This window comes from Geminicoccus sp. (genome assembly GCF_035556675.1).
In the GTDB taxonomy this organism is placed as follows: Bacteria; Pseudomonadota; Alphaproteobacteria; order Geminicoccales; family Geminicoccaceae; genus Geminicoccus.
The window spans coordinates 1-9,807 of record NZ_DATMFZ010000023.1; the positions used below are offsets into that span (position 1 = coordinate 1).

Genomic DNA, 9,807 nt, shown 5'->3' on the forward strand with positions numbered 1-9,807 from the left:
CGCATCCGCGCCGTACTGGTCGACCAGGTCGAGCGGGTCGACCACGTTGCCCTTGGTCTTGGACATCTTCTGGCCGCTCTCGTCGCGGACCAGGCCATGGATGTAGACCGTGCGGAACGGCACGTCGCCCATGAACCAGCAACCCAGCATCATCATCCGGGCCACCCAGAAGAAGATGATGTCGAAGCCGGTCACCAGCACGTCGGTGGGATAGAAGGCCTCGAGCTCCGGGGTCTGCTCCGGCCAGCCGAGCGTGCTGAACGGCCAGAGGCCTGAGCTGAACCAGGTGTCCAGCACGTCGGGATCACGGGTGAGCTCGACGGCATGGCCATAATGCGCGGCGGCGTCGGCCGCTGCCTGCGCCTCGCTCTCCGCCACGAACACCTGACCGTCCGGGCCGTACCAGGCCGGGATCCGGTGGCCCCACCAGAGCTGGCGGCTGATGCACCAGGGCTGGATGTTGCGCATCCACTCGAAGAAGGTGTTCTCGTACTGCCTGGGCACGAACACGGTCCGGCCGCTCTCGACCGCCTCGATCGGCTTCTTGGCGAGCGTCGCAGCGTCGCAGTACCACTGGTCGGTCAAAAAGGGCTCGATCGGCACGCCCGAGCGGTCACCATGCGGCACCATGTGCTTGTGCTTCTCGACCTTGTCGAGCAGGCCCGCTTCCTCCATCGCCTGCACGACCCGCTTGCGCGCCTCGAACCGGTCCAGGCCGACCAGTGCGGCCGGCACGCCTTCGCCGGCGATCCTGCCCTCGCGGTCCAGGACCGAGATCTGCGCCAGCTTATGACGCTTGCCGACCTCGAAGTCGTTGAAGTCGTGGGCAGGGGTGATCTTGACGGCACCCGTCCCCTTGTCCGGGTCCGAATACTCGTCCGCCACGATCGGGATCGTGCGGCCGACGATTGGCAGCATCGCGTGCAGGCCGTGCAGGTGCCGGTAGCGCTCGTCCTCCGGATGCACCGCGACGCCGCTATCGCCCAGCATCGTCTCGGGTCGGGTGGTCGCGACCGTGATGAACTCGCCGGGCCGTTCCACGATCGGGTAGCGGAAGTGCCAGAGGCTGCCGTCGACCTCCTTCTGGTCGACCTCCAGGTCGGAGATCGCGGTCTGCAGCTTCGGGTCCCAGTTGACCAGCCGCTTGTCCTTGTAGATCAGGCCCTGGCGGTGCAGCTCGACGAACACCTTGACCACCGCGGATGAGAGGCCCGCATCCATGGTGAAACGCTCGCGCGACCAGTCGGGGCTGGCACCCAGCCGGCGGAGCTGGCGACCGATCGCCCCGCCGCTCTCCTCCTTCCACGCCCAGACCTCCTGGAGGAACGCGTCCCGCCCCATGGCGCGGCGTTCCTTGCCTTCGGCGGCGAGCTTGCGCTCGACCACCATCTGCGTGGCGATGCCGGCATGGTCCATGCCCGGCTGCCACAGCGTCCGGCGGCCGCGCTTGCGCTCGAACCGGGTCAGCGTGTCCTGCACGGTAAAGGTCAGGGCATGACCCATGTGCAGGCTGCCAGTGACATTCGGCGGCGGCATCATCAGGCACCAGGGCTCGCCGTCGCCGCTCGCTACGAAGGCGTCGCGCCCCAGCCACTCGGCATAGAGGCGAGCCTCGACCTCGGCAGGTCGGTAGGTCTTGTCGAGCATCGGCGGAATCCCAATGAGGCCCGGGGGCCGGGCAGGAGCGATCCGCGATTTAGGGGAAAGCAGCGCGTCGAACAAGGCAGGCAGCCGGGATGGTCTCATGCCGCCGCCGGACTGCGGTGCCAGGACAGGGGCAGGGCCGGGGCCGGCCCCGGCCTCACTGCATCTCGGCGCGGCGCACCAGCTTCTTGACCTCGTCCTCGACGATCCGCTCGACCAGGGCCGGGAGGTTCTTGTCGAACCATTCCTTGAGCATCGGCTCCAGCATGCTGACCAGGAGCTGCTCGACGGTGAGGCCGGCGATCGGCCGCGGTGTCTCGGGCGGTGGCGGCGTCGCGGCGCGGGCCAGCTTGCTGAGTGCCGCGGCGCTGCTCGCCGCGGCGGTGCTGGAAACGAGCGGGCTCGGTTCGGCCAAGGGTAGCTCCCGGGAAGCTGCGACGGCCGGGTCGGGCTGGGGCCGCTGGGCAGGGGCGGGCGGCGGCGCATCGGCCGGACGGGGGCCCGAGCGGTACTCTGGCAGCGGCTGCGGCTCGTCGATCCGCTCCGTCAGCTCCAGCACGTCCTCGCCGACCGGCTCAGGACGCCCGGCCTGCTCCACCAAGGGCCGCGGCCCGTCGTCCTCCTCGGCGATGATCCTGCGGATGGAGGACAGGATCTCCTCCATCGACGGCTCGGGCACGTCCTTTTTCGGCTCGCTCATCCTGTCCTCGCGTCGGGTGCGGCCGTCCGGCACGGCTGCAACCGGGTAGCCAGTGCCGCCATGGCAGCATGGTAGATTCGGATCGGGCCACAACGCAACCTGGCGGCGAGTTGTACGACAGTTTCCGCCAGATAGTCGCGCCCGCGCCTCAGTAGGTCTGCCAGCTCGGGTCGATCCGCTCGGCCCAGGCGAGCACGCCGCCCGAAAGATTGCTGACGTCGTCGCGCCCCTGCGCCCGCAACCAGCGGGTGACCTGCATGCTGCGGGCACCGGAGCGGCAGACCACCACGATCGAGCGGTCGGTCGGCAACTCGGCGAGGCGCTCCGGCAGGCTGCCCATCGGGATGTCCAGGCTGTCCGGGAAGCGGCAGATTGCCAGCTCGCGGGGCTCGCGCACATCCAGCAGCACCGGCGCATCCGGACCTTCGCGGAGCCGGGCCAGTTCCTCGACCTCGATGGCAAGCGGACGGGCAGTCATCGATCGGTTCCAGTCGCTACGATCAGCACAGGCCCGGCCAGGACCAGGGGCGCGGCCGGACCGTCAGAAGGTGAAGGCGGGTGCCGGGCGCAGCTCCGGCACCTCCGGGGCAGCCGCTTCGTATGGGGTGACCATGCCGAAGGCCTGGCCGACCCGGGTGACCACCGCCACCTTGCCGGCGCGGCCGCTCTGCAGGACCGTCGCCAGACGGCCGCCTTCGGCAAGCTGCGCCTTCAGCTTCTCCGGCACGCTGCTGACGGCACCGGCGATGACGATCACGTCGAAAGGAGCCTGCGCCGGGTGGCCCTCCGCCGGGTCGCCCACCACCGGCACCACGTTGTCGCAGCCGATTTCCGCGAACACCTTCTCGGCCTGGGCCAGCTGCTCGGCCTGGGATCCCATGCAGAACACCGTGCTGGTGAGCTGGCCGAGCACGGCGGCCGAGTAGCCGGTGGTGCAGCCGATCACCAGGGCGACGTCCGCGGGCCGGACCGCCGCTGCCTGCAGGAGTTTGGCCAGCACCAGGGGCTCGACCAGCCGCCGGCCGTCGCCCAGCACGATGTCCTCGTCCCCGTAGGCCACCCCTTTCAGCGCCCGGGGCAGGAACGCTTCGCGCGGCACCTGGTCCATGGCCTGGAGCAGCCGCTCGTCATCGATGGCACTCGGTCGAAGCTGGGCTTCGACCATCAGGTGGCGGCGGGCGGCGTAGTCGTTCATGCAAGCACCCAGAATCTCTTCGGGCCCGGGCTGGCGCCGGACGAGCCGGCTCATAGCAAGCAGGGGGGCCGTCTGTCGATCCGCTGCGCCGGGCGGTCGCCGCCAGCCACGGCGCATTCATCCGATGCGCCACGTCCGCGTTGACCGCGCCCGCGCCACTGCCTAGAACCTGCACCGCCGGCCGGATAGCAAAGTGGTAATGCAGCGGACTGCAAATCCGCTATTCGGGGGTTCGATTCCCCCTCCGGCCTCCACCTCCATAATGCGCATCCGCTTGCTGCCATCCCATGATGCAGCAGGCCCGCAGTCGGGCGAACAGGCTCCCGGGAATCCTGCTATGGCAGGCGGGCGGGGGTGACGGCGGCCTGAGCTGCCGGCGACGTCCGGCCGACTCACGCCGGACGATGATCATGATTGCCGCATGGCGGATGTCCGCGGTGCCGGAATCTGCCGTGCATGGGAAATGCCCGTCCAGGTGGTCGTCGAGGAGATCCCGGTGAACGGAGACCTGCTGTTTGAGCTGGGTGCCAGTGGTTGCTGTCCCGTCCAGCGTCGCGAACTGGTCGTACTGCTTGGGCGGCTCGGCTGGCATGACGTGGGCGGCGATGCGTGGCGCATTCCGCCCGGTATCGATCCCGACGAGGCCATCCTCCATCTGAGCGAGGGCATCGTGCCACGTCCTCTCGGGCCTGGGGCGCCCGCTGGCGGCCGGCTGCCGGTGTTCGGCCGCGACCGGCGGCGCGGCTCCGACGTCTGGGTGATCCGCTGCGCGGCGACCGGGCCATCCGGCAACAGCCCGACTGGTCGGGCTGCCGGTACTGAAAGAACACTTGCGAACTTGTGACATTAGTCACCGACATGATCCGACGGTCATGGCTTATCGGAGCCGCGATGCGATACAGGGATGAGCCCGCGCTCCATCCGGCAGCCGTCATCCTGGGATGCGGCACCAGCGACTAGACAAGCGGCACAAGAGAATGGCGATGCCTCCGTCGATCGGCTTTCCGTGGTTCGATCCTGCCGACTATCCGAAACTGCGCGACCTGTTCAGCGACGGCGACCGCCTGCCGCCGTCGTTCGCGGCCTGGCACGGCGCCGCGCAGGAGGCGTTGCGCCTGTTCCAGGAGCAGGGCCTGCCGGTCGTCCAGGTGCGGATCGAGCCGGACCCGTTCCGGGCATGGTGCAATGCCCGCGCGGTCTCGACCGATTACCGGGCGCGCCACCAGTTCGCCACCGAGGTCGTCCGCCAGACGATGCCGGCGTGATCCGTCATCAATAGCCCAGCTCGCGCCGGACCAGCCCGTCCGGCTCGTGTCCCTCCAGGAAGCGCCGGGCATTGGCGGCAGCGATGGGGGCCGCCGTGCGCGGGTCGGTGACCGCGGCCACGTGCGGCAGTACCGATACCGCACCATGCTCCCAGAGTGGATCATCACCCGGCAAGGGTTCCACGTCGAACACGTCCAGCACCGCGTGGTCCAGCCGCCCCTCGTCCAGTGCGGCCAGCAGGTCGGCCGTCACCAGATGCCCACCTCGCCCGAGATTGACCAGACAGGCACCCGGCGGGAGCAGGGCCAGCCGGGTGCGGTCCAGGATGCCGCGGGTCGCCTCGGTGAGCGGCAGGAGGTTCACCAGGATCTCGACCCGGGGCAGCATGGCGGCCAGGCCATCCGGCCCGGCATAGGCTTCGACCCCCGGTACCGACCGGCCGCTCCGGCTCCAGCCCAGCACCACGAAGCCCAGACGCTGCAGGGCTGACGCGGCGCGCGCGCCCATTTCGCCCATGCCCAGCACCCCGACCACCCGCTCCGCCGCACGCGGCTGTGGCAGGGGCTGCCAGATCCGCAGGGCTGCCTGCGCGCGGTAGCGATGCAGCTGGCGATGCAGGCTCAACACGTGGGTGACGACGCTTTCGGCCATCTCGTCGGCAAAGGCGGGATCCTTCATCCGGGCGAGCGGCAGGTCCTGCGGCAGGGAAGGGTCGGCCAGCAGCCCGTCCACCCCGGCCCACAGGCTCTGCACGAACCGCAGCCCGGGCCAGCCGGCAAAGCTGCCCGGCGCCGCATCGGCCACGAACAGCACCTCGACCGCTGCGCGCTCGGCCGGATCCGGATCACCGTGCGGCGGGCCCACCAGCACGTCGGCACCACCGAGTGCCCCCTGCAGGAGTTCCTGCCAGGCGAGCACACGGCGGTAGGGGAGCCGGCTCAGGAGGGCGAAGCGCATCGGCATGTCCAGTAGTGGAACCCTTCGCCGCCGATCGATGCACCGTCCAGATAGCGCTTGCCAAGCCCGGCGGGCGCCCATAAGAAGCAGCCCACGTTCCCCGGTAGCTCAGTCGGTAGAGCAAGCGGCTGTTAACCGCTGGGTCGCTGGTTCGAGTCCGGCCCGGGGAGCCAACCATTCCATGGCGAGTGAACATGTGGCTGCGTGCCGGCGAGACCGGTGCGACAGGTCCTGCATGTCCGCTCGCCATTTTGCTTTGCGAGCCCGTGACACGTGCCCCCGTGACGCATGCGAAGCGGGCGGCTAGAGGGATGCTGGTCGGATGAACGATACCCGGCGCGCCTGCCTGAGCGTGCCTGATCGCGTCTCAAGCCGGATCAATCCGGCAGCGGCAGCAGGAGGATGGTCACTCATGCTACAACGTCGGATCGGCGCAGACGCACGGATCGTGGTGCTCACCGGGGCCGGGATCTCGGCGGAGTCCGGCCTGCCCACCTTTCGCGGCCCGGACGGGCTGTGGGAGGGGCGGCGCTTCGAGGAGGTGGCCACGCCGGAAGCCTTCGCCGCGGATCCGGAAAGCGTCCATCGCTTCTACAACCACCGGCGCCGGCAGCTGCGCGACCCGGCGGTGCAGCCCAATCCGGCCCATCTGGCACTGGCCGAACTCGAGCGGCGCTGGCCGGGCGAGGTGCGGGTGGTGACCCAGAACGTGGACGACTTGCATGAGCGGGCCGGCCAGCGCACCGTCCTGCACCTGCACGGCCAGCTGGACCGGGTGCGCTGCGTGCGCTGTGGCTGGAGCGGCCGCTGGGAGGTCGATCTCGGCACGATCCATGCCTGTCCCGGCTGCAATGCCGCCGGTCAGCTCCGGCCGGACATCGTCTGGTTCGGCGAGACGCCCAAGGCGATGGAGGAGGTCGAGGACGCGCTGGAAGTCTGCGACCTGTTCATCGCGATCGGCACGTCCGGCAACGTCTATCCGGCCGCGGGCTTCGTGGAGACGGTGCGCAGCTCGAGCCTGGCACACACGGTCGAGATCAACCTCGCCGAATCGCTGGTGAGTTCCCGGTTCGAGGAACGGCGCTTCGGCAAGGCGTCGGAGGAAGTGCCGCGCTTCGTGGCCGAGCTACTGGCCGTCCACGCCTGACACCATCCTGTGGATAAGCAGGGAGAACGTGGCACGATCCACGCAGTCAATGCGGGATAAATCGGATCAGCCGCTTCGTCCCCGCTTCCCACAGGCAGGTCGATTCTGTGGATAACCGTGCGGCCCTGTTGAGGCGGTGGTTGAGGTGGATCAGTGCCGGGCTCAGATCCTTCCCGGCTTGTCCACAGGGCGCTTCGTCCACAACTTCCTGCTGCCTGTGGAACTTAGCGAAAAATCCATCGCCTTAGAGCCAGCATCCGCCAGCGTCAGTGATCGGGCTGGTTGTTCGCGAACGCGGCCTGCTGTTCAGGCGTCGCTTCCTTCTGGAAGCGCTCGCGCCACTCGGCATAGGGCATGCCGTAGACGATCTCCCGGGCCGCCTCATAGTCGAGGCCGGGCACGTCGCGCTCCTTGGCCGCAGCGGCGTACCACTTGGCCAAGCAGTTGCGGCAGAAGCCGGCCAGATTCATCAGGTCGATGTTCTGCACGTCGTTGCGGCTGCGCAGGTGCGCCACCAGCGTGCGGAACGCGGCGGCCTCCAGTTCGGTACGGGTCTGGTCGTCCATGGCGGGCAGCTTTCCTGGTTCGGTCATCAGCGGGTCGAGGACGAGCAGCTGACTGCCTGGCGCCAGCTGGTGCCCTCCGGCAGGTCGGCCAGGTTGTCGCCCTCGTAGATCCGGTAGAGCTCCGGGTCGGCCAGCGCCGGGATCAGCAGATCGGCCAACCGGTCGGCCCAGGCGAGTGCCGTCTCGGTCCGGTCGATCTCGTTCTGGCGCAGCTCCACCATCACATGCGGGATATGGGTGCGCTGGGCGTGGAAGTTGACGGTGTAGCCGAAGTCCTGCTCGCCGGAGTAGGGCTGGTTGTCGCCCACGCATAAGTGCGGGTCCCGGCGCAGGCCGTCCAGGAGCGGCTGGGCCAGCCGGCGGTCGCCGCGCCAGAGCACGCCCACCTGCCAGGGCCGGCTCTGGCCGAGCATCCTGGGCGTGAAGCTGTGCACCGCGATCAGGGCGGGGACGATGCCGGCCCGGCGCTTCTCACCGAGCCAGCGGGCGATCGCCCGGTGATAGGGGAGAAAGTGGTCGCGGATCCGGGTGGTGATGTCCACCTCGCTCAGGTCCCGGTTGCCCGGCACCACCGTGCCGTCGCTGACCACCGGCATGGACGCGGCCAGGCGCGGACGGCGGTTCGGGTCGATCACCAGCCGGCTGACATGGCAAAGGATCGCCCCGCAGTTCAGCCGGTCGGCCAGTCGGCGGCTCACGGTCGCCGCTCCGATGTCCCAGCCGATATGGCGGGCCAGGTCGTGCGGATCGACCCCCAGCTCGACCCCTTCCGGCACCATCCGGCCGGCATGGTCGGCGATCACGAGGCAAGGGGTGGTCCGCTCGGTTCGGTAGAGTTCCAGCGTGGTCATGGCGAGGTCATGGCAGGCAATGCGGCCGCGGCGCAACGGCCGGGGCGGCAGGGGCGCAACACCGGCACCAAGCTGTGACCGCCCTGCCGGAAGCAGGGTCATGGCCGGGCATATGGGCAGCGCCTGCGGTTGCGCAACCGCCGGTAACCGGGCAAGGCCTGCGCCGAGCCAGCGGCAGGAACAGGAGCAAGCGAGCCCGATGCAGCGCTTCCAGGACAAGGTGATCGTGGTAACCGGCGGGGCCTCCGGCATGGGGGCCGCGGCTTGCCGGCTGTTCGCCGCGGAAGGCGGCAGGGTGGTGGTGGCCGACCTCGACGGCGATGGCGCCCTGAAGGTCGCGAACGAGATCGGCGGGCGGGCGTTCCGGATCGACGTGGCCAAGGAGGCGGAGCTCCGCGACCTGGTCGCGTTCGCGACCGAAGGGACCGGGCGGCTGGACGTGTTGTTCAACAACGCCGCGGTCGGGCACAGCGCCACCGGACGCTACAAGATGGCGAGCATCGTCGACACGCCCGAGGATGCCTGGGAGGGCATCGTCGCCATCAACATGAAAGGCGTGGCGTTCGGCTGCAAGCACGCCATCCCGGTGATGGTGGCGCAGGGCGGCGGTGCCATCGTCAACAATGCCTCGATCCAGGCGATCAAGGGCATCCTGGGGGCGGACGCCTATACCTGCGCCAAGGGCGGGGTGGTGTCGCTCACCCGCACGCTGGCGGTGGACTGGGGGGCGAAGAACATCCGGGTCAACTGCATCTGCCCGGGTCCCATCGCGACGCCGATGATCCAGGCCCTGCTGGACGATCCTGCGACCGCGCCCGGCATGTATGCCGACGTGCCGATGGCCAGGGTCGGCCAGCCGGAGGAGGTGGCCAGGGTGGCGGTGTTCCTGGCATCCGACGATGCGTCCTATGTGAATGGCGCGATCGTGCCGGTCGATGGCGGCATGTCGGTGCGGTGAACCGGGGCTGCATACCCGGGAACTGCTGTTTCACGAGTATCGGTCAAGTAACGATTAAATAACCTTGTAGGGGCGGCGACCGGCAGGCAGGGAGGAGCATGGACCTCTTCCTGCCGGAGCTGCCAATGATCCGTCGTCTCGCTGCCTGCCTCCTCGCCGCCCTGGTCGTCCTGCCGGCCGGCAGCGCGCTCGCCGCCTGCGTCCAGAAGGACGTCGCCGGGATCTGGCAGGTCTATTCGCTCGGCTACCAGCGCGGCTACGAACCCTACTGGACGCGCTGCGTCCTGCAGGTGAACGCGGCCGGAAACTTCCTGAACGGCACCAAGTGCGCTGACATGCTGGGTCGCGAGGTGGCGGCGTCGGGCCAGTTGCGGCTGAGCTCCGGGCCGATCTGCTCCTTCGTCGGCTACATTACCTATGCCGGGATCCGCAGCGACGTGCGCCACGCGACCCTGGATCGGGCGAAGAACCATATCGACGGGGTGGGCGTGTTCGGCGGCGGGGGCTTCTTCTTCAACGCCAC

The 9,807-nt window shown here is 69.1% G+C and carries 12 protein-coding genes and 2 tRNA genes; 7 read left to right on the forward strand and 7 right to left on the reverse strand.

Going from position 1 to position 9,807, the window contains the following annotated elements; genetic code table 11:
• From VNS22_RS01470 to VNS22_RS01485, 4 genes are all read right to left on the reverse strand, one after another.
• The coding region (locus VNS22_RS01470; RefSeq protein WP_325728868.1) for a valine--tRNA ligase at positions 1-1,647 on the reverse strand (1,647 nt) is incomplete at its 3' end.
• Between the two features lie 154 nt (positions 1,648-1,801).
• Positions 1,802-2,344 carry a DUF2497 domain-containing protein gene (locus VNS22_RS01475; protein WP_325728871.1) on the reverse strand — a complete coding sequence of 181 codons (543 nt, stop codon included), beginning with the start codon at positions 2,342-2,344 and terminating at the stop codon, positions 1,802-1,804.
• A 148-nt stretch (positions 2,345-2,492) separates the two neighbouring features.
• Positions 2,493-2,822 (reverse strand): rhodanese-like domain-containing protein, encoded by a 330-nt coding sequence (locus VNS22_RS01480; RefSeq protein ID WP_325728873.1) that lies wholly within the window; start codon positions 2,820-2,822, stop codon positions 2,493-2,495.
• Positions 2,823-2,885: 63 nt separating this feature from the next.
• Positions 2,886-3,539, reverse strand: coding sequence for a protein-L-isoaspartate O-methyltransferase (locus VNS22_RS01485; RefSeq protein WP_325728875.1), 654 nt, complete (start codon positions 3,537-3,539; stop codon positions 2,886-2,888).
• A 179-nt stretch (positions 3,540-3,718) separates the two neighbouring features.
• Here VNS22_RS01485 and VNS22_RS01490 point away from each other — a divergent pair.
• The 3 genes from VNS22_RS01490 (at position 3,719) to VNS22_RS01500 (ending at position 4,804) form a co-directional block, all read left to right on the forward strand.
• A tRNA-Cys gene (locus tag VNS22_RS01490) sits at positions 3,719-3,793 on the forward strand.
• Positions 3,794-4,014: 221 nt separating this feature from the next.
• Positions 4,015-4,383: a hypothetical protein gene (locus VNS22_RS01495; RefSeq protein WP_325728877.1), complete on the forward strand. Its 369-nt coding sequence runs from the start codon at positions 4,015-4,017 to the stop codon at positions 4,381-4,383.
• Between the two features lie 133 nt (positions 4,384-4,516).
• Complete coding sequence (locus VNS22_RS01500; protein WP_325728880.1) at positions 4,517-4,804, forward strand: hypothetical protein; 288 nt, start codon at positions 4,517-4,519, stop codon at positions 4,802-4,804.
• A 7-nt stretch (positions 4,805-4,811) separates the two neighbouring features.
• On the opposite strand, the gene VNS22_RS01505 is transcribed toward VNS22_RS01500, so the two are convergent.
• Entirely contained in the window at positions 4,812-5,762 is a 951-nt protein-coding gene (locus tag VNS22_RS01505) for a glyoxylate/hydroxypyruvate reductase A (protein WP_325728882.1), read from the reverse strand.
• Positions 5,763-5,859: 97 nt separating this feature from the next.
• Here VNS22_RS01505 and VNS22_RS01510 point away from each other — a divergent pair.
• Together VNS22_RS01510 and VNS22_RS01515 are read left to right on the forward strand one after the other, a co-directional pair.
• Positions 5,860-5,935, forward strand: a tRNA-Asn gene (locus VNS22_RS01510).
• 239 nt (positions 5,936-6,174) lie between these two features.
• Complete coding sequence (locus VNS22_RS01515) at positions 6,175-6,909, forward strand: NAD-dependent deacylase (protein ID WP_325728885.1); 735 nt, start codon at positions 6,175-6,177, stop codon at positions 6,907-6,909.
• Positions 6,910-7,175: 266 nt separating this feature from the next.
• Here the strand turns inward: VNS22_RS01515 and VNS22_RS01520 are convergent, their stop codons facing one another.
• Together VNS22_RS01520 and VNS22_RS01525 are read right to left on the reverse strand one after the other, a co-directional pair.
• Entirely contained in the window at positions 7,176-7,475 is a 300-nt protein-coding gene (locus VNS22_RS01520; protein WP_325728887.1) for a DUF1244 domain-containing protein, read from the reverse strand.
• Positions 7,476-7,501: 26 nt separating this feature from the next.
• Positions 7,502-8,326 (reverse strand): N-formylglutamate amidohydrolase, encoded by an 825-nt coding sequence (locus VNS22_RS01525; RefSeq protein ID WP_325728889.1) that lies wholly within the window; start codon positions 8,324-8,326, stop codon positions 7,502-7,504.
• Positions 8,327-8,525: 199 nt separating this feature from the next.
• Between VNS22_RS01525 and VNS22_RS01530 the strand changes: the two genes are divergently transcribed.
• Positions 8,526-9,284 (forward strand): SDR family oxidoreductase, encoded by a 759-nt coding sequence (locus VNS22_RS01530; RefSeq protein WP_325728891.1) that lies wholly within the window; start codon positions 8,526-8,528, stop codon positions 9,282-9,284.
• Positions 9,285-9,409: 125 nt separating this feature from the next.
• Positions 9,410-9,807: hypothetical protein (locus VNS22_RS01535; RefSeq protein ID WP_325728894.1), on the forward strand; the 398-nt coding region annotated here is incomplete at its 3' end.

Excerpts from the sequence above, each read along its gene's own strand:
- VNS22_RS01475 (WP_325728871.1), bottom strand. The coding sequence starts at position 2,344 with ATGAGCGAGCCGAAAAAGGACGTGCCCGAGCCGTCGATGGAGGAGATC.
- VNS22_RS01480 (WP_325728873.1), bottom strand. The coding sequence starts at position 2,822 with ATGACTGCCCGTCCGCTTGCCATCGAGGTCGAGGAACTGGCCCGGCTC.
- VNS22_RS01485 (WP_325728875.1), bottom strand. The coding sequence starts at position 3,539 with ATGAACGACTACGCCGCCCGCCGCCACCTGATGGTCGAAGCCCAGCTT.
- VNS22_RS01500 (WP_325728880.1), top strand. The coding sequence starts at position 4,517 with ATGGCGATGCCTCCGTCGATCGGCTTTCCGTGGTTCGATCCTGCCGAC.
- VNS22_RS01505 (WP_325728882.1), bottom strand. The coding sequence starts at position 5,762 with ATGCGCTTCGCCCTCCTGAGCCGGCTCCCCTACCGCCGTGTGCTCGCC.
- VNS22_RS01515 (WP_325728885.1), top strand. The coding sequence starts at position 6,175 with ATGCTACAACGTCGGATCGGCGCAGACGCACGGATCGTGGTGCTCACC.
- VNS22_RS01520 (WP_325728887.1), bottom strand. The coding sequence starts at position 7,475 with ATGGACGACCAGACCCGTACCGAACTGGAGGCCGCCGCGTTCCGCACG.
- VNS22_RS01525 (WP_325728889.1), bottom strand. The coding sequence starts at position 8,326 with ATGACCACGCTGGAACTCTACCGAACCGAGCGGACCACCCCTTGCCTC.
- VNS22_RS01530 (WP_325728891.1), top strand. The coding sequence starts at position 8,526 with ATGCAGCGCTTCCAGGACAAGGTGATCGTGGTAACCGGCGGGGCCTCC.